Here is a 20,694-nt window from a genome sequence, read left to right on the forward strand (position 1 = left end):
ACGATCTGCTGATGCAATGATTTTCATGCTTCTCTGTTAGTGGAAGGGTAATCGTATATGACCGCTCAAGTGATCGATGGTAAAGCATTTTCGGCCAAAATCAGAGAAAAAGTGGCATCAGATGTCACAGCATTACAAGACAAACATGGTATTAAGCCAGGGTTGGCAGTCGTTATCGTTGGCGAAGATGCTGCAAGTACAATTTATGTAAATAGCAAAATTAAGCAAACGTCAGAAGCAGGCATGGAAAGCTTCCATTTTGCTCTGCCTGATACCATTTCAGAGGCTGATTTGGTCGCGAAAGTGCATGAATTAAATGCGGATGATCGTGTGAACGGTATTCTGGTTCAATTGCCACTTCCAAAGCATATCCATGAATCCGCGGTGATTGAAGCAATTGCACCTGAAAAGGATGTTGATGGCTTCCACGTCATTAATTCTGGTCTGCTCGCTACGGGCGGTAAAGGAATGGTTCCCTGTACACCGCTTGGGTGCCTTTTGATGTTGAAGGATACGCTTGGCGATTTAAGCGGTATGAAGGCAGTTGTTATCGGCAGGTCAAATATTGTCGGAAAACCAATGGCGCAATTGTTGTTGCAGGAAAATTGTACGGTAACACTCGCTCATAGTCGAACCCGTGATTTAGCAGGCGAAGTTAAGCAAGCTGATATTGTCGTAGCGGCCGTTGGTGTATCAGAGCTTGTCAAAGGTGACTGGATTAAAAAGGGTGCAACAGTTATTGATGTCGGGATGAACCGTATCCCCGCACCTGAACGCGGTGAAGGCAAGGTTCGCCTGACCGGTGATGTTGCCTATGATGAAGCGGCTCAAAACGCGGCTTACATAACGCCTGTACCGGGCGGGGTTGGTCCGATGACAATTGCTTGTTTGCTTAGGAACACAGTAACCGCAGCCTGCCGTCAGGCTGGTCTTGATGATAACGACCTTTAAAATTTCGCAAACTTGATGGGGAATAAAAATGTACGATGCTTTCATTGCTGCGTTTATTGCGCTTTTTGTTATCGTTGACCCGGTTGGGATTGCGCCAGTGTTCGCTGGCCTTACGCAAGGGTCGACACGTGAACATCAACGAAAAATGGCAATTAAGGGCACCATTATTGGTACCTTGATATTGATATTTTTTGCAAGTGTGGGACAGCCTTTTTTCAAAGTCCTCGGTATCTCACTGGATGCCTTGCGGGTCGCGGGCGGCGTGATGCTCTTTATCATTGCCGTTGAAATGGTTTTTGAAAAACGGACCGAGCGCAAACAGGAAACGGCTGAAAAGCTTGATGAGCACTTTGAAGATATTTCAGTATTTCCTATTGCACTTCCCTTGCTCGCTGGGCCCGGGGCCATTGCTACAGTGATGCTTTTAATGGCGAACTACAAAGGGGACATTGCAGCCCAAGGGGCTATTGTTGGCGCACTTATTCTGGTGATGCTTATTACAGTTATCACCTTCTTCATGGCGGGTAAGGTAATGGAATGGATGGGTCCATCGGTGAATGCCGTTTTAACTCGTGTACTTGGTGTTATTTTGGCGGCTCTTGCCTCACAGTATATATTAGACGGCATCAAAGGCACATTTTTTACTGCTTAATAGATTGACAGCTTCGGCGATAATCTGGAAACTTCTGTAAAGTTTTGCATCAAACTAAGGATTTTGATGCCTTAGGGAGTTTCTATGAAAAATATAATTGCTTTGTGCCTTACGTCCAGCCTTTTGGTTGCCTGTAATAATGGTGAAACTGATAATCCGCCCAATACTCACGCGCCTTATGAAATGAACGTGGAAGCCTTGTCTGAACATGTGCAAATTCTGGCATCCGATGAATTTGGCGGTCGTGCTCCCGGGTCTGAAGGTGAAGAGTTAACCGTTGCGTACCTCACAAAATCTTTCAAGGAAGCAGGGCTCGCCCCGGCAAACGGTGATAGCTACACACAAGATGTGCCGCTGGTTTCTATTACGGCAAAAGGAACACCAACATTAAATATCAGCGGTGAAGGCCAATCGTTCGATTTGGCATACCGCAGTGATCAGGTTGTTTGGACGCGCAGGCAGGAAGCATCATCATCAGTTTCGGATAGTGAACTTGTGTTTGTTGGGTACGGCATTAACGCACCAGAGCGCGGTTGGAACGATTATGAAGGCGTTGATGTAACAGGCAAAACAGTTGTCATGCTGATCAATGACCCTGGTTTTGCAACACAGAACCCTGATCTGTTTTCTGGTAATACCATGACTTATTATGGCCGGTGGGACTATAAGTTCGATGAAGCCTCGCGCCAAGGTGCGGCGGGTGCGATCATTATTCATGAAACCAAGGCGGCGGCTTATGGTTGGCCCACTGTTGATGCCAGCTGGACAGGCGCACAGTTTGATACGGTCCGTGCGGACAAGGGGGCTGACCTTGCGGGCTTTGAAGCATGGATCACTGGTGAAAATGCTACCAAATTGTTTGCGGTAAGCGGTTTGGATTTGGATGATTTAATGGCCGCAGCTACAAAACCTGACTTTAAGGCTGTTCCTATGCCATTGAGGGCATCGGTACAGATTGCAAATGATGTTGCAACAGTTCAGACCCGTAATGTTGCCGGTATTTTAGAAGGCAGTGAAAACCCGGATGATGTTTTTATCTATATGGCACACTGGGACCATATTGGTACGGACCCAACAGCTGAAGGCGATGGCATTTATAACGGTGCCCTTGATAATGCCACTGGAACAGCAGCCCTGATTGAGCTTGCTAAATCCTTTAAGACGATGGATGAAGCCCCCAAACGTTCTATTATGTTTCTGGCAGTAACAGCCGAAGAACAAGGGCTCTTGGGCTCATCTTACTATGCCACACACCCACTTGTTCCGCTCGATCAAACAGTTGGCGGTATTAATATGGACGGCCTGAACATTATTGGGCCAACACGTGACGTGACGGTAATTGGCCTTGGAAATTCAGAACTTGATGCGTATTTGGAAAAAGCTGCGAAAGCACAAGATAGAGTTTTGGTCGCTGATCAGGAGCCGGAAAAAGGGTATTTCTATCGCTCTGATCATTTTGAGCTCGCAAAACTTGGCGTGCCCATGCTGTACCCCAACGCTGGTTATGATCACCGTGAACTTGGCCGTGAATATGGGGACGCGAAAGCGGCAGAATATATCAAAAAGCATTATCATGGGCCAAGCGATGAGTATGACCCTAACTGGGATTTTTCAGGCGCCATCGAGGACCTAGAGCTATATAAAGCAACGGGTTTGATGATCATTAATTCGAATGATTGGCCAAACTGGAATGAGGGCACCGAATTTAAGGCGGCGCGCGATGCACAGCGGACAGCTAAATAATGCTATAATAGTCCTATACAGAGCGGTAATCACTATTATCGCTCTGTAAAATAAGGTTAAAAATTCAATGACAACAGAACAACTCCGTAAATTTATGGAGAATTTCATATTTGATATCCGCGCAGGCAATAACTTGGACCGCGTTTCAGATTATATGGCTGAAGAGGTTTTTGCCCACCAGATCATGGCAGAAGGTGGTGAGACAGTAAAGCGGTCACCAGCAAACTATCGTGAGCATATCGAGGAGTTTCAAAAGTTTTTTGGACCGTTTGAAATAACAATCGAAGATATGCTCGTTGATAGCGACAAGGTTTTGGTGCGCTGGTGCCAGAAGGGTTGCCATAATATATCCCTCGAGGGGGAAGAGCCAACTAAAAGGCCTCTGACGGAAGTGACAAGTACGATATATCGAATACAAGATGGCAAAATCGTAGAGTACTGGCTGCAAACGGACAGAGCGGGTATGTCTAACCAGCTAAAAGCTTTTAACGCGGACACACTTACGTGATTGTTCGCAAGACAAAGAGTAAAAATGATAGTGTAAAAGCTGATAATGCAGTTGAAAGCAAAACCGTCGTTGCTGCGCGCCGCGGTGCAACGCCCTGTTTGTCGGCAAAACTATAGGCAATCATACCAGTTGGCAACGCCCCCATCAGCGTCGCGGTGCCAACCCAAATATCCGGTAAATCCAGAACTTGCTTCGTGATAATATATGCACCAATTGGCAGCATTATCAGTTTTAGAAACGTTGAAGCAGTTGCTTGAGCAAGGTCACCTGAAATTTTTACATAGCTTAATGCCATGCCAGCAGCGAACAATCCCACTGGTGCTGCGGCCTGCGCCGGGAACGCGAGAAAGCGATCCAGCCATGCGGGTACAGGGATATGAAACGCCGACCAGCATAAGCCGATGATAAGCGCAATAAGAATGGGGTTTTGCCGAATACTTGCAAAGGTTCTGACAATAAGTCCTGTGCTATTACCTTTTGTTTTTGCCCGTTCGACGATAAAAGTCGTAATCGGGATCAATGTAAGCGTATGGAAGGATAATAGAACCAATAGCATTCTGACACCTTCGTTGCCGTAAGCACCATCAATGATGGGAATACCGATAAAGGCACCGTTTGCAAAACAGGTAGACAGCCCGAAAACACCAGCTTCCGCTGTGCTTTGAGTGAATATCAATTTTCCAATATAAAACGCACTGAAATAAATAAGATAAAGTGCTGAGTAATATCCAAGTACAAGCGTAAGCTCGCTATAGCTTGGTAGTTCACTACTCGCAATCGCCCGGAATAACAGTGATGGTATGCCGACCCACCAGACGAATGTGATAAGGATATGCGATGATCCCTCAGGAAACAAGCTGGTACGGCCAAGGGCGTAACCCAGTATCATCAGCATAAAAACCGGTGCAATTATTGTTAGAATTTCGATCATCTGTTTTTATCGCACCGGTTCTTTAGGTTGGTTTTGAACTTAATCGTGGCTTGGCGGCTCGGTAATTTTACCGCGTTGCTTCAACAATTGAAGGCGAAGCGCATTCAGTTTGATAAAGCCTTGAGCATCGCGTTGATCGTAAACGCTATCTTCTTCAAAGGTAACGTGTTCCATTGAATAAAGGCTGTTTTGGCTCTTGCGACCCACCACGTGAACACCGCCTTTAAACAGCATCAGGCGAACAGTGCCCGCGACAAATTCCTGGCTCTTGTCGATAAGGGCCTGCATCATTTCGCGCTCTGGCGAGAACCAGAAGCCGTTATAGATCACTTCGGCATATTTTGGCATGATCTCGTCCTTCAGGTGCATCGCACCTTTATCGAGTGTAACCTGCTCTATACCGCGGTGTGCTGCAAGCAGGATTGTCCCACCTGGTGTTTCATAGATACCGCGTGATTTCATGCCGACAAACCGGTTTTCAAGAAGGTCCAGGCGGCCAATTCCGTGACGTTTGCCGTAGGTATTTAAGGCTTCCAAAAGTGTCGCTGGTGACATTGCAACGCCGTTGATGGCAACAGGGTCACCTTTTTCAAATTCTACTTCTATATATTCAGGTTCATCTGGCGCGTTAAGAGGGCTGTCGGTGCGCGAATATACATATTCCTCGGCCATTTCCCACGGGTCTTCGAGCGCTTTGCCCTCGCTTGATGTATGCAACAGGTTGGCATCAACGCTAAAGGGTGATTCGCCGCGCTTATCCTTAGGGATAGGAATTTGATGCTTTTCCGCGAACTCAATCAGTTTTGTACGGCTTGAGAGGTCCCATTCGCGCCATGGGGCTATTACCTTAATTTGTGGGTTTAGCGCATAGTAACCAAGCTCGAAGCGAACCTGATCATTGCCCTTGCCTGTAGCGCCGTGACAAACAGCATCGCCGCCCACCTCGCGTGCAATTTCTATCTGACGTTTTGCGATTAACGGCCGAGCGATCGAGGTGCCCAAAAGATATTGGCCTTCATAAACGGTATTAGCCCGGAACATCGGAAATACATAATCGCGAACAAACTCTTCACGCAGGTCTTCGATGAAGATTTCCTTGATACCAAGCATCTCGGCTTTTCGTCGTGCTGGCTCTAACTCTTCTCCCTGACCAAGGTCTGCTGTAAAGGTAACAACCTCACAGTTATATACTTCCTGCAACCATTTCAGAATGATTGAGGTGTCAAGGCCGCCAGAGTAGGCAAGCACTACTTTTTTAATATCCGCCGACATGATGTCTCCGTATCCAAGAATATAGGTTAATAATCAAAACTCGCTTCAAAATTTGAAAGCTGACGGAGTATAGAAAAAGCCTAAGGAAGGTCAAACGGTTAAGCGTTTTGAAGCGTAAAAAGCAATAATGTGATCGCTTTTTATCTGAAAATCAGATTCTATGGCACTGAATTGGCGAAGGGGAATTGAAATGTCGGTGGGTAAACTTCTGGAAACGCGTAAATCGGTCAGAGCATATCTGGATAAACCAGTCTCTAGTGACCTGCTGGTAAATATTCTGGAGCAGGCAAAACAAAGCCCATCAGGGGGCAATGTGCAGCCATGGCATGTTCATGTTGTCAGCGGTGAAGTGCTCTATAAGTTGAAATTGATTGTGCAAAAGAAGCTCTCTGAAAACCCGATGGGGGATGGGATGGAATATCATATCTATCCGGAAAGTTTGAAAGAACCCTATCGTACACGTCGATATGAATGCGGTGAGGCATTATACAAAACAATTGGAATAGAGCATGATAACAAATTTGGCCGCCTGATGCATGTCGCTAGAAATTTCGAATTTTTCGGCGCGCCAGTTGGGATGTTTTTCACCATAGACCGTGCAATGGGGCGGCCACAATGGGTGCATTTGGGTATGTTCATGCAAACATTTATGCTGCTTGCAGAAGAAAATGGATTGGCGACTTGCCCGCAAGAAGCCTGGACCATGATGCACAAAACAGTGGCTGACTTTCTGAACTTACCGGATGAGCAGATGCTTTATGCGGGGATGGCGCTCGGATACGAAGACACCAAGCATCCAATCAATAGTCTCCGGACAGATCGTGCAAAATTGGAAGAATTCACTGTATTTCATGAAAATTGATGACTGCCCAAAAAAGTGCTTGCCCCTTACGTAACGTCAGGCCTTAGGCGTATCTCCAGTGGAAAGATCAGAAGAACGGAATATCGATGAAAATGCTTGCTATTGGTGATCTTGCAAAAAAAGCCGGGGTTAGTGTTCGGACCCTGAGGTATTATGACACCCGGGGCTTGTTGAACCCAATACGGTCTGAGTCAGGACAGCGATTTTACACCTTTAAGGATGTTGTTAGATTAGGGCACATCCAGCTTCTGAAACGTACCGGGTTTTCGCTCAATCAAATTTATAAAATGATTGAAGAGAAAACCATCGACGGTGATCGATTGCTTAAAATGAATCACGCTCTTCTCGTGAAAGAACGGGATGATTTAAATAAGGCAATTGGTATCTTGGACGAAGCAATCAAAAACCTGGACGGGCAAGCAGAAACTGATCTCTCCACGCTTTGTAATCATATCAAATTAGGAGAGCAATCAATGAGTAGCGAAGAAGACTGGCAAAAAGTATGGGACACTTATTATACGCCTGAAGAGAATGCGAAATGGGCCGCGGCTAAATCAAACGTTTCGATGGATAATTGGAAGGAGATCGAACAGGCTTGGCCCGATGTACTTGCACGGACGGAAAAGCTTGTAGGGTCAGATCCGGCGTCCCCTGAGGCACAAGCCCTTCTCAAAGAATGGAATGCCTTATCACAACCCATTTACGATATTGACCCATCGCTCGCGGGCAGCGTGACCAAGATGTATGATAATCTGGACAGCTGGCCACAGGATGGCCCGCAAATGCCATTTTCCAAAGAAGTTTGGGAATTTATCAAGGCAGCTGGCGAAGCCGCAAAGCAATTAAATTGATACCACTGGTGCCCTAGATAAAAGAAAGCCTGACGATTACCCGCGAATAATAGCTGGGAAGCGATTAATGGGAATTGTCAGGCTGCGCAGATACAAGATAGTAGGGCATTAATTAGCCAGTTGGGTCACTATCCTGCGCGGGAGAAACTAAACCTGTAAACAATGCTGATAGGCTATTGAAATTGTTATCAGGTGCTGTGCTCAAATTGCTTTGGAAAAGATTGATCAGGTTCCGTTCAATGCCTCGCGCTCTACCGTTACCGCGGGCGAGGCCCGGTGGAAGGTCCCGGTTTGCTTCACTGTCAATTGCACTTTCTAGTCCTGTGCCTTCAAGAGCGCGACTTAGGACTGCGCGCTCTGGCCTTGAAAGGTTGCTTGTTTCTATGATGTTTGCGATTTCGGTGCGGAATTGATCAAGCCGTGAAGGCTCATTATCAGCCTCTGTGACGTTAATAGTTGGATCATCGTTATCGATTGGTGCAGTGACCACTCCATCAGGCGCGCTTTCAATCGCGACAACATCAGGTTCATCCACAGGGGGCTGTGTGATTGTTGAAGTATCAGTGTCCTCTGTAATTGCCGTTTGTGCGTCTTCAGACAATGATACGACGACGGCTGGTGAGGCTTCTGTTGTTTCAGTTGCGGGCTCATCTTCTGGTGTGTTTTGGCTTTGATTCGGAAACGAAACATTTGTAACATTGATCAAAGGAGCGTTTGTAAACGGACCAAATGAAATACCGTTAAATGCCATGATGTGATCCTCCTTATTTTTGCTTATGATAGAGATCAGCAAAAACTGTTCCAGTTTGGAACAAAGAATCACATATTCGACTCATCGTGAATCACATTAAATAGGCAGGTTATGCCTATTTAGGTAAAATTTGCCATAGCTATGGTAAAAAATTGCCTAGCTATGACTTTTGAAAGGTTATGCAGAAACTTGCTCGGTTTCGCGTAATATCTGTGCTTTGGACTTTTTCTCTGATGCAGATTTTAGTTGCCCACAGGCTGCCATAATATCTCGTCCGCGCGGTGTACGAATAGGTGCAGAGATACCGCCCTTGTATACAATATCGGAAAACTTCTGGATTTGATCCCATTCACTGCATTCGTATGGTGTGCCGGGCCATGGGTTAAATGGAATGAGGTTAACCTTGGCAGGTAATTTGTATTTTCGGATCAAACGAACCAGTTCCTTTGCGTCTTCTGCGCTATCGTTCACATCTTTGAGCATGGTATACTCGAACGTTATACGACGGGCGTTATGAGCACCAGGATAATTTGCACATGCCTGTAAGACCTGTTCAAGATTATATTTTTTGTTAATTGGCATGATTTCGGAGCGCACATCATCACGAACGGCGTGCAGAGATACAGCAAGATTAACACCGATTTCCTCGCCGCAGCGTTCCATATGCGGAACCACACCACTGGTGGATAAGGTGATCCGACGACGTGATAATTGAATACCTTCTTCGTCCATAATAATTTCCAATGCTTTTTTCACATTATCGAAATTATATAAAGGCTCCCCCATTCCCATCATTACTATGTTGGTTACGCTTCGGCCCTCTGTTGGGTTTTCCCATTCACCGAGGTCATCACGAGCAATCATCATCTGCGCTACGATCTCGGCTGCAGTGAGGTTGCGCACAAGCCGCATGGTGCCCGTGTGACAGAACTTACAATTCAGCGTACACCCAACCTGGCTAGAGACGCACAGTGTTCCCCGATCTTCCTCAGGGATATATACGGCTTCCGCTTCACTGCCATCTTCGAATTTGATTAGGTATTTACGGGTACCATCCTCGGAATATTGTGCTTCAGTGATCTCTGGGCGTTCGATAATGAAATGATTTTCCAGTTTTGCCCGAACGTCTTTTGAGACATTTGTCATGGCATCGAAAGATGACACGCCGCGGTGATAAACCCAATGCCAAAGTTGCTGGGCGCGCATTTTAATCTGCTTTTCTGCAACACCAATTTCCCGAAGAGCATTCTTAAGTTCGTCACGGTCAAGACCAAGAAGATTGATCTTTCCACTTGCAAGCGTTGGATCAAGGCGCGGTTGGATAATGGGCTCTTGGCCCGATGGGGTAATTTGCATAATGGTCACCTCTGCCTTTTGCACCGTCTTAGTCGTGAGAGTGCGCCAGGTTGCTTAAATTCTGCTGGGCGTTCCACCCATCAGTTGGTTAATGTGACGGGGTCTTTACCGATAAAACCCAAGAAAGTAAAGCGAAACTGACCAATGTATCTATTAGCGGCATGCTTTGTTGATCGCGTTCAAGGCCGCTGTAAAGCCCGAGAGCGAATAGGTGTCTGTTGTGCGTGTCCCGCGCGCAGAGGTGCCTGTTACCACTAACCGGCTACCCGCTTTCATTGCAGCGGCTAATTTCGCATCGTCTTTGCCGTCATAGGCCCAGGCTGTGCTGCCTTCTGTGAATAGTCTTTGTGCCCTTTTCCCGTCAATTTGAAAACTTACTTCGCTGTTGGGGCGAAGGGGATACCCCATAACGGCATTGACCTCAGTCTTTACCCCCACATTTGGGCGGTTTGTAACCGTGATATAAATATCCCCGCGCCGAACATTCTTTTTATTTGCTGTGCTGCGCTTGGGTGTTGAGATCATATAACAGGTTTTGGTATTGCCTTCTTTGATCAAGAGGGCATCCCAATCACGGAAACTACCGATAATATCGCGTTTTTGGGCATGAGCGAATGGCGCTACGGTACATATTGCAACGATAGCCAGTAAAAGCTTGGTTGTGATTTTGGAAATGCTTTTTCGTGTCGTCATCACTCTGGTCCTGTTTTTAACTCTCTGTCTTTGATGCCTTTGATGCACGGCGGTTACGGGGGCCACCATGCACATGAGCTTTCTTGGCGTCGGGCTTTTGACCTGCCATCAACGGCCGATCTGGAAACCCTCCAAGCAAACGCTGTCTATCATACATAACAATAGCACCAGCGGTGGCAACATTAAGAGAAAATTTTGTCGGGATTTTGATCATCATGTCACATCGGTCAGCCATGGCTGAACTTAAGGATGTTCGTTCTCCGCCAAGTACATACACAGCACGGGTTGGGTGCCGGAAACTCGGTAGGTCAATCGCATCATCACTTATCTCTACGCCAACCAGTTGGCATCCTTTGGGCACAACTAAATCTTCGACGGTATCATATTGGTAAAACGGGATCTGGTCTGTTGAATTGCTAGTATCGGTCAAAAAGGGTTTTGTAATAGGTTCGCCGGTATGTGCCACAATTTTGGGATTGACAGCAAAGGCAAAGCTGGCACCAAAGGCATGGCCTGTACGGATTAGATTTCCCATATTTCCGGTTTTAGAGATTCCATCAATACCGATACCAAAATATCCACGCATCGCGCTTACACTACCTTCTTGTCAATGATGATTATGGTGTTGCTGTAACCCGTTTGGCATCAGGGTGCAAGGCTGTGATTAAACAGGAGATAATGATGAAAAGCGACGCGCCCATCATCGAGGCAATAATATTCCACTCAAATAAAAGCCCCATAACCGCATTGGCAACAGGAAGAAGACCAATTGCAAGGAGCATCAACAGGCTCATGACCCGTCCCATCATATGATCGGGGGTTACCTTCTGGAGCCACGCCATAAAATGTACCCAGATAAAACTGTCACCAAGGCCCGCAGTGATAAAGAAAAACATCGCAAGCAGATAAGATTCGGATAGTGCAACCAAGCCTAGGCAAAGGCCTGAATAGGCAAAAATAAAGAACATTGTTCTCGCAATGTTTTCAGGTGCTATAGGTGTCGACATGCCTGCGGTAATACCGCCAACCAGCGCACCAATTCCATACGCACCGACAATTATGCCATATACAAAGGAACCGTTTGCATAACGCATATCTGCTAGCACGGGCAGGCCAACAAAGACGGGTGCCATATAGAAGAAATTTAATATTGCAATCGCGATGAAGCAGAGCTTGAAAGCAGGAATTGACCAAATGAAAGCAATAGCTTTCTTAAATTCATCCAGAAAATTTCCAGATGCGTCAGACGGGTCTTTATCTTCTTTCAGCGATCTTACTTTGACTAAACTGAGTGTAAGAATTGAAAGTGCAAATGTACCTGCATCTGCAAAGAAGGCACGTGCCAAGCCAATCCGATCAGTTTCAAAACTTGATTGAATAGCACTAGCGTCACCATGCCCGGCCACGCTTATTTCACCAGCAATGATTAACCCGGCGATCATCGGGCCAAAAATGATGGCTAGTTGGTTGGTGCTTTGAACAATTGCATTGCCGGATTGCAGGTCTTTTTCTTCAACAATGCTAGGCAGGAACGACGTGGTAGCCGGATAAAAGAAGGCATCCGCAATACCAAATGCAGCAGCAAGGGCAAAAACCCCAATAACATTTATCGAATCGTACAAGAGCAAAAACCCAAGGACGACAACCAATAATAATCTGATAATGTTAGTGTTCACCATTACGCCGCGAGGACTATAGCGGTCCACAATTGCGCCGCCCCACAGCATCAAAACCGCACGCGGTATTCCCTGTACAGCTAAAACAAACCCTGTCATGGCCGCACTACCTGTCATTTTTAAAATGAGCCAGGGGAATGCAATGATCGAAATATGGTCTCCAATAACTGAAACACATTCACCGATCCAAAACAGAAAAAAATTGCGGTCTTTAAAAAGATTAAGCATTGCGCTTGGAACACCAATGAAAACATTATAGAAAATATACTATACACATAATCGGTTCCTATTTCGTACCAGCAATATACTTAAATTGCTATCATGTGCGCCTTGAAAGTGAAGCTTTATGCAGAATGAAACCAATCAAAGTGATGAGAATGCAACTCAGTCACCCGCAAATCAGCCAGGCTGGATTAAAATGGCGCTTGATTTTGGCCCTTTGATTGTTTTCTTTACAGCGTTTAAGCTTGGTGATCTCTTTGTTGCGACGGGTGTTTTCATGGCAGCCAGTATTCTTGCGATGATTACGTCTAAAATCGTTTTTGGTAAAATTGCCGCAATGCTGAAGTTTAATGTGGTTGTCGTCATGATTATGGGCGGACTGACATTATATTTACAGGATGAAACCTTCGTCAAAATGAAGCTAACCATCATTAATTCGGTTATGGCTTTGATTTTATTATTTGGTATGTTGCGCGGCAAATTATACCTCAAAATGGTAATGGAAATGGCCATCGAGATGGATGATGCTGGATGGAAGGTTTTTTCGCGCAACTGGATTATCTATATGTTTGTAATGGCCGGTGTGAACGAATTGATTTGGCGAACGCAAAGCACAGAGTTCTGGGTTAATTTCAAAACTTTTGGCTATATGGGCGCGACTATGGTTTTTATGATTGGCCACGCTCCCTTGTTTATGAAATACCTACCGGAAGATAACGTTAAATAAATACGCTAGTGCATATTTACACGTAAATTTCTTAATATCCTTTTATATAAGGATTGTTTTTGTTTTGGCATAGATGGCTGCGATAATCGAGCCCGAAAGCTGGGTAAGATGCCCCCATCAGCTAAAAGGAATGGTTTGTCGGCTTCTGTGCGACGTTGATTATAATTCTGTTCCCACCAGTGGTCACCAAGTTCGGGAAATGTATTTGCTGATGTTCGCTTAAATATAGCTGTGTTTTGGGATATTTTAACCAAGTCCCACATTGCGTCTTCTTGTATAATATCCGCCATTCGGCCAATAGATGCGATTTGAATATCATCTATTATTAATAAGCCACCTTCTTTAATCCAAGGGTAGAAATAATAGTATTCCATGTCGGGAAATGGGTAACCGTGAGGACCATCAATCAAAACACAGTCATATTTTTCTGTATGCGTATAATTTTTTAACGTTTCCTGAGTAGGCCCGAAAACACACTCAATATTTTCTTTATTGGTAAGTTGTGAGTGCATGAAGTAATTCACACTGGACGTTTCCCCAAGTGACCGGTCATCAAGGCAAAAAACAGTATGGTGTGATGACTTTTGTGAGAACAGGATGGTCGACCTACCGCATCCTGTTTCAGCCGTTCGAAGCATATTGTCGGGCAACAAATCCTCAATGGCACTTAGGGTATCATACGTTAAACTGCCCGCAGCGTGTGTTTTTGATTGTTCAATAGCTTTTATATGGTCAGTAAATGACCGTATTTCTGTATTCACTTGATTGTCCCCCAATAATGACAATATTATCTTATTGAGGGTATTTTGTTCCTAAATAAACGTCAAGGTGTCATTAAAACTATCATAAAATTTACACATCTTTCCATTTCTCAGGATTGGTGTGTGGAGCGATCGTGTTTTGATCCATACTTTCCTTGTAGTGGGTGAGTGCCCAATGAACACTTGGAAATGCCAGTTCATCCCATGGAATGTCATCCCAGCTGAAAAGTTTAACCTCCAGACTTTCAGGGCCTGGTTCAAAAACAGGTTCATCGAGGGATGCTCTGTACATCATATGAACTTGGGAAATCCTTTTTACAGTGTATATGGCAAGGAGATCATGAACTTTAATCTTGGCCCGGGCCTCTTCCCATGCCTCTCTTGCTGCGCCTTCGGCTGGGGTTTCGCCGAGTTCCATAAAGCCAGCAGGAATGGTCCAGAACCCTTTTCTGGGCTCGATAGCCCTGCGGCAGAGTAGGATTTGATCATTATATGCTACGACACTACCTGCAATTATTTTAGGGTTTTCGTAGGCAATGAAACCACAGTCACCACACACCGCGCGCGTATGGTCATCCCCTTCGGGAATTTCCTGTGAGAAGTTGTTTGGATAGATAATTGTACTCATTCACATAGAATGTATGGATTGAGCGCAAGCGTCCAGTTTTAATTGAGGAATTGGATTAGTTTTTAAACACGAATATCGACAATTTGCCCAAGTGGTACATCACGCGTATCGCTTTCCTGGCTCGATAATCGGCCAATCGGTGCTTCGCGAAGGTTACTATTGAAGGCGGCAACACGGTCCTGCGCTTCTTCAAGCTCGTCAGCCGAGGAAACATCGTCTGTTTGGCGTGTATTTCGCGCCAGCAGGCGGTTGCGTCGGTCGGCGGCAACGCTTTGGGTGTCGAGCGCATCATCTTGCTCGTCGACAGGGGTTTCTGGTCGGCGAACAGTATTGGTCAACCGTGCCGCATCACTACGGTTCGATTGCCGCCCTGCTTGCAATTGTGCCTGAATTTGGCTTTGCAGCGGATTGGTATTGGGATTGATACCGGTCATACCCAAAGACCCTAGTTATATAATTATGCCGATTTTCGGCTTGCCCAAGAACAACGATTTTCTTCGTGTTCCCTAGCCACCAGGGAATTGGTTCCTGTGGAAACGCAACTCTTATACTTTATATATCTTTAGAAATCGTTATTTTCGACTAAATTGTCAAGGATTTGACGCACATTTTCTTGATTTTCTTCGTGAACGGCTGTGATTGCACCCTCAAGGGCTTGAATTGCTTCGCTTTTTTTCCCTTGTTGAACCAGAGCACGCGCAAGCATTCGCCAGCCATCAATATCATTCGGGTTCTCAGATAATTTGTTTTTCAGTCGGTCTATCATTGAATTGATGAAAGCTTCTCTGTCTTCGGCAGAAAGGTTGGCTACTGCTTCAATATCGGCTCTGGAAGGACCGCTAGGGGAGGTTTTGTTTAACTGTGGGCCAATTTCTTCCAGTTGCTGTTGTACAATAGCGTACCACGGTGCATTTGGTTGAGAATTTTGAAGTAAGGCCTGCCAAACCTGATAGGCGCCCTCTAGTTGGTTTGATTGCTTGTATGCAAGGCCTAGGTAAAATTGCCCGGCAGGATGCTCTGGCGAAAGATCGATAATATTGCTGAGTAGTAAATTAGCAGCCGGTGTAATTTGGCCATTTGCCATACCGATATAGGCTTCCAGTCGCTTAATATACCAATCTATATTGTCGGGTTGCAGGCGAATTAATTGATTATAAGCGGCGATTGATCTGGCATGATCGCCGACAGCTCGTGTGGATGTTGTTAACACCTCCCAGCCGGTAGCATCATCAGGATTCTTTGCCAGGTGCGTTTCAATTTGCTCTATCGCTTGACCAAGTGTTGGTCCCCCTTCGGCTACAGTTCGTTCCCTTAGGTTTGCACGAGCTGCTGTTGCTGATTCGACCTCAGGTGATCCAAAAGTGGTATAAAGCGCAAACGATCCGACGAGGATCATAAGAATTATCACAAGCTCAAATCTATAGCTTTTGGATGTGCTCTGATTATCATTATCAGCGTTATGGGGATTAGCCGCATTGGCCCGTAAAATACGCCTTTCAATTTCCAGCTTTGCGGACGCAACTGTAGCTGGGTCGATTAGTCCTCTTTCAATATCAGCGTCCAGTTCTTTTAATTGGTTTTTATAGTAATCCAGTGGATTGGCAGCTTTATCCCGCCTTGCTCCGACAAAGAAAATGGAACCGATAGCCACGAGGAGCACTGCACATATCAATAACCAGATCATCCGTCGGTGCCCTTCTTGGTACTCATGATATCATCTAGCTGTTTGCGTTCATCATCTGACAAACGTTCAGGAGCGTGAGGGGCTGATTGTGAGCGTCTGAATAGCGCGAATGCCCCCAAACCAATGAAAAGGATAGGGGATGCCCACAAGAATAGTGTTCCGGTGTTGAAAGGTGGTTTTAGCAATACCCAATCGCCGTATCGCTCTACTAAAAATGCTTTGGTTTCTTCGGGCGACTTGCCAGCATTAACCTGTTCACGAACTATCTTTCTAAGGTCTTTTGCCAAATCTGCGTTAGAGTCCTCAATTGATTGGTTCTGACACACAAGACAGCGAATTTCCTTCATTAGTTCCCGCGCTATTTTTTCTTTGCTCGGGTCCTCTAAGGGTAGATCATTCGCACTGACGTTAAAGGCTAGCAGCAATAGAATTGCAAAGCTTTTGACGAAACCCGTTAATGTGCAGCGTATGCTTTGTGTCATTTGGATACCTTCAGGAATTCAGGTAGTACTTTTTGTGCCAAAGCATCGCCAACAATTGGCCCATAATGGTGATATCTGATACGTCCATTTCCGTCGACTATGAATGTTTCGGGTACTCCGGTTACGCCCCATTCGAAGCCAACAACACCGTCAAGATCACCCCCATAGACTTCAAAGGGGTTTCCTAGTTCTTCGAGAAAAGCGCGTGAATCCTCAGGCTTGTCTTTGTATGCGATCCCTATGATTTTAATATTGTGGGTGTTGGCAAGTTCCATAAGGCTATCGTGTTCCGCCCGGCATGGAACACACCAGCTTGCAAAAAAATTAACCAGAACTGGGGAGCCACTTTTTAAAATGGTTTCGTCGATATCGCCGTCAGAACCGCCAATATCGGCTAAGGAGAATTCAGGGGCCGGTTCACCCACATGAATATTCTTTATTTCGCTTGGGTTGCGACCATCACGTAGCATATATGCAAACAATCCAACCAAGCCGATGACAATCAAAAGAGGAAGAAAACGCTGCATTATGAAGCCTCCGCCTGATCAGGGTTTGATTTTACGGTTTTTTTCTTGGCCGAAGGAACACCCAATCGTAACCGCCTGTCAGATAAGGATAGCAAGCCCCCGATCATCATAAATCCGGCACCAAGCCATAGACCAGATATAAAGGGCTTGAAATATAGTCTTACCGACCATTTTCCGCCGCGCCCTGCTTCACCAATAACGGCATAAAGGTCACCGCTGATCAGTGGGTGAATACCGGCTTCCGTGGTGTTGGTTACAGGGTCCGTATAAACGCGGTCTTCAGGGTATAAAGTCGCGATCTTCGTACCGTTGTCCATAACGGAAAACTGGGCTCTAATTCCTGTGTAATTGGGGCCAGCAAACGGTGTGACACTATCAAAAGTAAATTCAAACGGACCGACTTGCTCGGATTGACCGGGGGCCATAAAGGCGAGTTTCTCAGATGTCCATGCCTCACTGATCGTAATGCCGAAAAGGATGATGGCAAGTCCGAGGTGGGCAAAATGCATTCCAACCGTTGCGCGCGGAAGGTTACGCAGCCGATTTAAGGATTTAGCGGGCTTTTTAAACAGTTGGATTTTCTCGGTGATATCAAAAATAATTGCCACCAATAACCATGTCGCCAAAGCAAGCCCTAACCCGGTCATCACCAATCCGCTAATGTTTGACCATACTGCCATAACAAATATCGCCAAGGATATGATGGCAGCAGGAAGGGTAATCTGGAATGCTTTCGAAAGCCTGCCGCGTTTCCATGCCAGTAATGGTGCCACCCCAAGGGCAACGATAAGGGGTGTCATTAATAGTTTTGTACCAAATTCGAAAAATGGTGGGCCCACAGAAATTTGGCTACCAAGGAAGGCCTCGTAGAACAAAGGGTACAGCGTACCGATTAAAACGACAGCGGCGAATGTTGAAAGCAAGATATTGTTTAATACAAGGGCGCTCTCGCGGCTGACGAGCCCAAATATCCCGCTTGGCGCTAGTCTGGGTGCGCGCCATGCATACAAGCTAAAAGCGCCGCCAATGACAAACGCAAGGAACGCAAGAATAAAAATACCGCGCTCTGGATCAACGGCGAAGGCATGAACGGACGTCATGACGCCTGACCTGATCAGGAATGTGCCAAGCAGGCTTAGCGAAAAGGCAACAATTGCAAGGAGTATGGTCCAGCTTTTGAGGGCGTCACGTTTCTCGACAACGATTGCGGAATGTAACAGTGCGGTAGCGGCAAGCCACGGCATGAAGCTCGCGTTTTCCGCGGGGTCCCAGAACCACCATCCACCCCAGCCAAGTTCGTAATAGGCCCACCAGGAACCAAGGGCAATCCCCCCTGTTAGGAATATCCAAGCAACCAGCGTCCAAGGGCGTACCCAGCGTGCCCACATTGGGGTGATTTCACCTTCAATTAAAGCGGCAATTGAAAAGGAAAAAGCAACACTGAGACCAACATAACCCAAATATAACATAGGTGGATGAAAGGCGAGCCCAGGGTCCTGAAGCAAAGGGTTTAATCCATTTCCCTCAAACGCAGCAGGGACAAGGCGTTCGAAAGGATTGCTGGTTAAGAGAATGAATAAAAGAAAACCGAGAATGAGAAGGCTTTGAACGCCGAGCACTCTTGCTTTAAAGCGGAGAGGCAGATTTTTACCAAATCCAACGGCTGCTCCGAAAAGTGTCAGGATCAAAACCCAAAACAGCATACTTCCTTCGTGGTTTCCCCATGTGCCGGAAATTTTATATAAAAGAGGTTTAAGCGAATGCGAATTGGCCGCGACATTCAATACTGAGAAGTCTGAAATAATGTAGGAATACATTAAGGATGCAAACGCGACAGCAGCCATCAAAAACTGACCGATGACTAACCCGGTGGACCGCCTCATGAGCTGTGAATTATGTGTGGTCGCCCCAACATGTGGTAAAACAGCACCAATGGCCGCCATGACAAGCGCTACAATCAGCGCAAAATGTCCTACTTCAATGATCATGAATTATAAGGCTTTTCGGCATCTGGGTGCGTACAGGCATCTGCGTTTGTCGGTAAGGTACCGGGCGGCGCATAATTTTCATCGTGTTTTGCGAGCACCGTATCGGCTGTGAAAGTGCCAGTTTCGTCCAATTGCCCTTCTGTGACGACGCCCTGACCTTCTCTAAACAAATCCGGTAGAATACCTTTGAAATGAACAGGAATTGTAGTTGCACAGTCGGTAATGCTGAAAACGTAAGTCAAACCATCATCCTGGCGGCTAAAAGACCCAGTTTCCACAAGGCCGCCTAATCGAAATCGTTGCTTGAGTTGTAGCTCACCAGAGGCTTGTTTTTCCTTAACTAGGGATGGTTGCAAGAATAAGCTCAAGCTATCACCGCCCAAGGCAAATAAGACAAGAAAAACAGCAACCGACAGGCTTGCCAGTAAACCAATAATAATGGTTAGGCGCTGGTGTTTTCGGGTTTTAAGGCCTTTCGACATTATGGTGTTCCTGATGGTTCTTGATCTGACGGGCTGTTATTTTGTCTTTGGTTTTTGGATGGTCTTAATTGAGCGATTTTATGTTCTGTGTTTCGCTGTTTTAAGAATGATAATAACCCCATAATAAAAAGCGCCAGAAAAGCAACCCCATATGAGAGCCAGATAAAACTACCATGACCATTCATGTGCAAAAATTCAGCCATGAGCATTCACCATATTCATTTGAATTACAGCGAGTTTGCGCTTGTTAATTTCAAGCTTCATACGCCATAGGAATGTCACGATGAAATAGGCTTTCATAGCAACCGCCATCCACAAGAGGGGACCTAAAAGGTCTGCGTGAATGGTTGGGCCGTCCAGGCGTATTACGCTGGCAGGCTGATGAAGTGTGTTCCACCAGTCGACCGAAAACTTAATAATCGGAAGGTTGACAACACCCACGAGCGCGAGGATTGAAGCGGCCCGTCCGGCTGTTTCCTCATCATCCATTGCCTGCCAGATTGCCATATATCCGAGGTAAAGAAAAAATAAGATAAGTACGGAAGTTAACCTGCCATCCCAAACCCAATATGTCCCCCACATTGGCTTACCCCAAAGCGCGCCAGTTATGAGGGCGAGGGCTGTAAAAACCGCACCTATTGGTGCTGCTGCTTTGCCTGCTACGAGTGCAAGTGGATGCCGCCAAACAAGTGCTGCAAGACTAGCTGATGCCATCACCATATAGGTGAACATTGCCATCCATGCACTTGGCACGTGTATGTACATAATGCGGACACTATCACCTTGCTGATAATCCGGTGGACTAGCAATAAGCGCAAGATATAGGCCATAGGGCAATGTGAGCGCCATAATAGCAATGGCCCACGGTAATATTTGATTTGCTAAACGCACAAAGCGTGCTGGATTCGCGAAAATATGCATGCCCATTTCCTATATCAAACTATAGA

24 protein-coding genes are annotated in these 20,694 nt (G+C 46.0%); 7 read left to right on the forward strand and 17 right to left on the reverse strand.

Annotated elements, in window-relative coordinates:
* Positions 1 to 57 precede the first annotated feature (57 nt).
* The 4 genes from folD (at position 58) to KFF44_RS01585 (ending at position 3,854) form a co-directional block, all read left to right on the forward strand.
* Positions 58 to 951, forward strand: coding sequence for a bifunctional methylenetetrahydrofolate dehydrogenase/methenyltetrahydrofolate cyclohydrolase FolD (gene folD, locus KFF44_RS01570; protein ID WP_255936494.1), 894 nt, complete (start codon positions 58 to 60; stop codon positions 949 to 951).
* 28 nt (positions 952 to 979) lie between these two features.
* The gene (locus KFF44_RS01575; protein WP_255936496.1) at positions 980 to 1,603 is read left to right on the forward strand and encodes a MarC family protein; all 624 of its coding nucleotides are present in this window, start codon (positions 980 to 982) and stop codon (positions 1,601 to 1,603) included.
* Positions 1,604 to 1,687: 84 nt separating this feature from the next.
* On the forward strand, positions 1,688 to 3,346 hold the full coding sequence (locus KFF44_RS01580; RefSeq protein ID WP_255936499.1) for a M28 family metallopeptidase: 1,659 nt from the start codon (positions 1,688 to 1,690) through the stop codon (positions 3,344 to 3,346).
* Positions 3,347 to 3,413: 67 nt separating this feature from the next.
* Positions 3,414 to 3,854, forward strand: a complete 441-nt coding sequence (locus KFF44_RS01585; RefSeq protein ID WP_255936502.1) for an ester cyclase — start codon at positions 3,414 to 3,416, stop codon at positions 3,852 to 3,854.
* Here the strand turns inward: KFF44_RS01585 and KFF44_RS01590 are convergent.
* Together KFF44_RS01590 and KFF44_RS01595 are read right to left on the reverse strand one after the other, a co-directional pair.
* Complete coding sequence (locus KFF44_RS01590) at positions 3,847 to 4,785, reverse strand: AEC family transporter (protein ID WP_255936505.1); 939 nt, start codon at positions 4,783 to 4,785, stop codon at positions 3,847 to 3,849. The two genes, KFF44_RS01585 and KFF44_RS01590, sit on opposite strands and share 8 nt — an antisense overlap.
* 39 nt (positions 4,786 to 4,824) lie before the next feature.
* On the reverse strand, positions 4,825 to 6,057 hold the full coding sequence (locus KFF44_RS01595) for an argininosuccinate synthase (protein WP_255936508.1): 1,233 nt from the start codon (positions 6,055 to 6,057) through the stop codon (positions 4,825 to 4,827).
* Positions 6,058 to 6,247: 190 nt separating this feature from the next.
* Here KFF44_RS01595 and KFF44_RS01600 point away from each other — a divergent pair, with 190 nt between their 5' ends.
* A complete protein-coding gene (locus tag KFF44_RS01600; protein WP_255936510.1) occupies positions 6,248 to 6,919 on the forward strand; it encodes a nitroreductase in 672 nt (223 codons plus the stop codon).
* An 86-nt stretch (positions 6,920 to 7,005) separates the two neighbouring features.
* On the forward strand, positions 7,006 to 7,770 hold the full coding sequence (locus KFF44_RS01605; protein ID WP_255936513.1) for a MerR family transcriptional regulator: 765 nt from the start codon (positions 7,006 to 7,008) through the stop codon (positions 7,768 to 7,770).
* Between the two features lie 112 nt (positions 7,771 to 7,882).
* On the opposite strand, the gene KFF44_RS01610 is transcribed toward KFF44_RS01605, so the two are convergent.
* From KFF44_RS01610 to KFF44_RS01630, 5 genes are all read right to left on the reverse strand, one after another.
* Complete coding sequence (locus tag KFF44_RS01610; protein ID WP_255936515.1) at positions 7,883 to 8,521, reverse strand: hypothetical protein; 639 nt, start codon at positions 8,519 to 8,521, stop codon at positions 7,883 to 7,885.
* Positions 8,522 to 8,698: 177 nt separating this feature from the next.
* Positions 8,699 to 9,877 (reverse strand): 23S rRNA (adenine(2503)-C(2))-methyltransferase RlmN, encoded by a 1,179-nt coding sequence (rlmN, locus tag KFF44_RS01615; protein ID WP_255936517.1) that lies wholly within the window; start codon positions 9,875 to 9,877, stop codon positions 8,699 to 8,701.
* A 153-nt stretch (positions 9,878 to 10,030) separates the two neighbouring features.
* Positions 10,031 to 10,570 carry an invasion associated locus B family protein gene (locus KFF44_RS01620; protein ID WP_255936518.1) on the reverse strand — a complete coding sequence of 180 codons (540 nt, stop codon included), beginning with the start codon at positions 10,568 to 10,570 and terminating at the stop codon, positions 10,031 to 10,033.
* A 16-nt stretch (positions 10,571 to 10,586) separates the two neighbouring features.
* Positions 10,587 to 11,156, reverse strand: coding sequence for an RNA methyltransferase (locus tag KFF44_RS01625; RefSeq protein WP_255936520.1), 570 nt, complete (start codon positions 11,154 to 11,156; stop codon positions 10,587 to 10,589).
* Between the two features lie 31 nt (positions 11,157 to 11,187).
* Positions 11,188 to 12,474, reverse strand: coding sequence for an MFS transporter (locus tag KFF44_RS01630; RefSeq protein ID WP_255936521.1), 1,287 nt, complete (start codon positions 12,472 to 12,474; stop codon positions 11,188 to 11,190).
* A gap of 118 nt (positions 12,475 to 12,592) precedes the next feature.
* Here KFF44_RS01630 and KFF44_RS01635 point away from each other — a divergent pair, with 118 nt between their 5' ends.
* Positions 12,593 to 13,195 carry an inner membrane-spanning protein YciB gene (locus KFF44_RS01635; RefSeq protein WP_255936522.1) on the forward strand — a complete coding sequence of 201 codons (603 nt, stop codon included), beginning with the start codon at positions 12,593 to 12,595 and terminating at the stop codon, positions 13,193 to 13,195.
* 5 nt (positions 13,196 to 13,200) lie between these two features.
* Here the strand turns inward: KFF44_RS01635 and KFF44_RS01640 are convergent, their stop codons facing one another.
* The 10 genes from KFF44_RS01640 to KFF44_RS01685 form a co-directional block, all read right to left on the reverse strand.
* Positions 13,201 to 13,956 (reverse strand): class I SAM-dependent methyltransferase, encoded by a 756-nt coding sequence (locus tag KFF44_RS01640; protein ID WP_255936525.1) that lies wholly within the window; start codon positions 13,954 to 13,956, stop codon positions 13,201 to 13,203.
* Positions 13,957 to 14,047: 91 nt separating this feature from the next.
* Positions 14,048 to 14,584: an NUDIX hydrolase gene (locus KFF44_RS01645; RefSeq protein ID WP_255936527.1), complete on the reverse strand. Its 537-nt coding sequence runs from the start codon at positions 14,582 to 14,584 to the stop codon at positions 14,048 to 14,050.
* Positions 14,585 to 14,646: 62 nt separating this feature from the next.
* On the reverse strand, positions 14,647 to 15,018 hold the full coding sequence (locus KFF44_RS01650) for a hypothetical protein (RefSeq protein WP_255936529.1): 372 nt from the start codon (positions 15,016 to 15,018) through the stop codon (positions 14,647 to 14,649).
* A 128-nt stretch (positions 15,019 to 15,146) separates the two neighbouring features.
* Positions 15,147 to 16,268: a c-type cytochrome biogenesis protein CcmI gene (ccmI, locus tag KFF44_RS01655; protein ID WP_255936541.1), complete on the reverse strand. Its 1,122-nt coding sequence runs from the start codon at positions 16,266 to 16,268 to the stop codon at positions 15,147 to 15,149.
* Complete coding sequence (locus KFF44_RS01660) at positions 16,265 to 16,750, reverse strand: cytochrome c-type biogenesis protein (RefSeq protein WP_255936543.1); 486 nt, start codon at positions 16,748 to 16,750, stop codon at positions 16,265 to 16,267. The genes ccmI and KFF44_RS01660 overlap by 4 nt, the downstream gene beginning before the upstream one ends.
* Positions 16,747 to 17,277 carry a DsbE family thiol:disulfide interchange protein gene (locus KFF44_RS01665; RefSeq protein ID WP_255936544.1) on the reverse strand — a complete coding sequence of 177 codons (531 nt, stop codon included), beginning with the start codon at positions 17,275 to 17,277 and terminating at the stop codon, positions 16,747 to 16,749. Before KFF44_RS01665 ends, KFF44_RS01660 begins: the two co-directional genes overlap by 4 nt.
* On the reverse strand, positions 17,277 to 19,265 hold the full coding sequence (locus KFF44_RS01670; RefSeq protein WP_255936545.1) for a heme lyase CcmF/NrfE family subunit: 1,989 nt from the start codon (positions 19,263 to 19,265) through the stop codon (positions 17,277 to 17,279). Before KFF44_RS01670 ends, KFF44_RS01665 begins: the two co-directional genes overlap by 1 nt.
* The gene (gene ccmE / locus KFF44_RS01675) at positions 19,262 to 19,747 is read right to left on the reverse strand and encodes a cytochrome c maturation protein CcmE (protein ID WP_255936546.1); all 486 of its coding nucleotides are present in this window, start codon (positions 19,745 to 19,747) and stop codon (positions 19,262 to 19,264) included. The genes KFF44_RS01670 and ccmE overlap by 4 nt, the downstream gene beginning before the upstream one ends.
* Positions 19,747 to 19,950 carry a heme exporter protein CcmD gene (ccmD, locus tag KFF44_RS01680; RefSeq protein ID WP_255936548.1) on the reverse strand — a complete coding sequence of 68 codons (204 nt, stop codon included), beginning with the start codon at positions 19,948 to 19,950 and terminating at the stop codon, positions 19,747 to 19,749. The genes ccmE and ccmD overlap by 1 nt, the downstream gene beginning before the upstream one ends.
* Entirely contained in the window at positions 19,943 to 20,668 is a 726-nt protein-coding gene (locus KFF44_RS01685; RefSeq protein WP_255936551.1) for a heme ABC transporter permease, read from the reverse strand. The genes ccmD and KFF44_RS01685 overlap by 8 nt, the downstream gene beginning before the upstream one ends.
* Between the last annotated feature and the right edge of the window lie 26 nt (positions 20,669 to 20,694).

This window comes from Kordiimonas sp. SCSIO 12610 (assembly GCF_024398015.1).
In the GTDB taxonomy this organism is placed as follows: Bacteria; Pseudomonadota; Alphaproteobacteria; order Sphingomonadales; family Kordiimonadaceae; genus CANLMI01.

Excerpts from the sequence above, each read along its gene's own strand:
- ccmD (WP_255936548.1), bottom strand. The coding sequence starts at position 19,950 with ATGGCTGAATTTTTGCACATGAATGGTCATGGTAGTTTTATCTGGCTC.
- ccmI (WP_255936541.1), bottom strand. The coding sequence starts at position 16,268 with ATGATCTGGTTATTGATATGTGCAGTGCTCCTCGTGGCTATCGGTTCC.
- KFF44_RS01590 (WP_255936505.1), bottom strand. The coding sequence starts at position 4,785 with ATGATCGAAATTCTAACAATAATTGCACCGGTTTTTATGCTGATGATA.
- KFF44_RS01665 (WP_255936544.1), bottom strand. The coding sequence starts at position 17,277 with ATGCAGCGTTTTCTTCCTCTTTTGATTGTCATCGGCTTGGTTGGATTG.
- KFF44_RS01605 (WP_255936513.1), top strand. The coding sequence starts at position 7,006 with ATGAAAATGCTTGCTATTGGTGATCTTGCAAAAAAAGCCGGGGTTAGT.
- KFF44_RS01670 (WP_255936545.1), bottom strand. The coding sequence starts at position 19,265 with ATGATCATTGAAGTAGGACATTTTGCGCTGATTGTAGCGCTTGTCATG.
- KFF44_RS01620 (WP_255936518.1), bottom strand. The coding sequence starts at position 10,570 with ATGACGACACGAAAAAGCATTTCCAAAATCACAACCAAGCTTTTACTG.
- KFF44_RS01635 (WP_255936522.1), top strand. The coding sequence starts at position 12,593 with ATGCAGAATGAAACCAATCAAAGTGATGAGAATGCAACTCAGTCACCC.
- KFF44_RS01610 (WP_255936515.1), bottom strand. The coding sequence starts at position 8,521 with ATGGCATTTAACGGTATTTCATTTGGTCCGTTTACAAACGCTCCTTTG.
- KFF44_RS01685 (WP_255936551.1), bottom strand. The coding sequence starts at position 20,668 with ATGCATATTTTCGCGAATCCAGCACGCTTTGTGCGTTTAGCAAATCAA.
- KFF44_RS01580 (WP_255936499.1), top strand. The coding sequence starts at position 1,688 with ATGAAAAATATAATTGCTTTGTGCCTTACGTCCAGCCTTTTGGTTGCC.
- folD (WP_255936494.1), top strand. The coding sequence starts at position 58 with ATGACCGCTCAAGTGATCGATGGTAAAGCATTTTCGGCCAAAATCAGA.
- KFF44_RS01625 (WP_255936520.1), bottom strand. The coding sequence starts at position 11,156 with ATGCGTGGATATTTTGGTATCGGTATTGATGGAATCTCTAAAACCGGA.
- KFF44_RS01630 (WP_255936521.1), bottom strand. The coding sequence starts at position 12,474 with ATGCTTAATCTTTTTAAAGACCGCAATTTTTTTCTGTTTTGGATCGGT.
- KFF44_RS01595 (WP_255936508.1), bottom strand. The coding sequence starts at position 6,057 with ATGTCGGCGGATATTAAAAAAGTAGTGCTTGCCTACTCTGGCGGCCTT.
- KFF44_RS01650 (WP_255936529.1), bottom strand. The coding sequence starts at position 15,018 with ATGACCGGTATCAATCCCAATACCAATCCGCTGCAAAGCCAAATTCAG.
- KFF44_RS01585 (WP_255936502.1), top strand. The coding sequence starts at position 3,414 with ATGACAACAGAACAACTCCGTAAATTTATGGAGAATTTCATATTTGAT.
- ccmE (WP_255936546.1), bottom strand. The coding sequence starts at position 19,747 with ATGTCGAAAGGCCTTAAAACCCGAAAACACCAGCGCCTAACCATTATT.
- KFF44_RS01600 (WP_255936510.1), top strand. The coding sequence starts at position 6,248 with ATGTCGGTGGGTAAACTTCTGGAAACGCGTAAATCGGTCAGAGCATAT.
- KFF44_RS01660 (WP_255936543.1), bottom strand. The coding sequence starts at position 16,750 with ATGACACAAAGCATACGCTGCACATTAACGGGTTTCGTCAAAAGCTTT.
- KFF44_RS01645 (WP_255936527.1), bottom strand. The coding sequence starts at position 14,584 with ATGAGTACAATTATCTATCCAAACAACTTCTCACAGGAAATTCCCGAA.
- rlmN (WP_255936517.1), bottom strand. The coding sequence starts at position 9,877 with ATGCAAATTACCCCATCGGGCCAAGAGCCCATTATCCAACCGCGCCTT.
- KFF44_RS01575 (WP_255936496.1), top strand. The coding sequence starts at position 980 with ATGTACGATGCTTTCATTGCTGCGTTTATTGCGCTTTTTGTTATCGTT.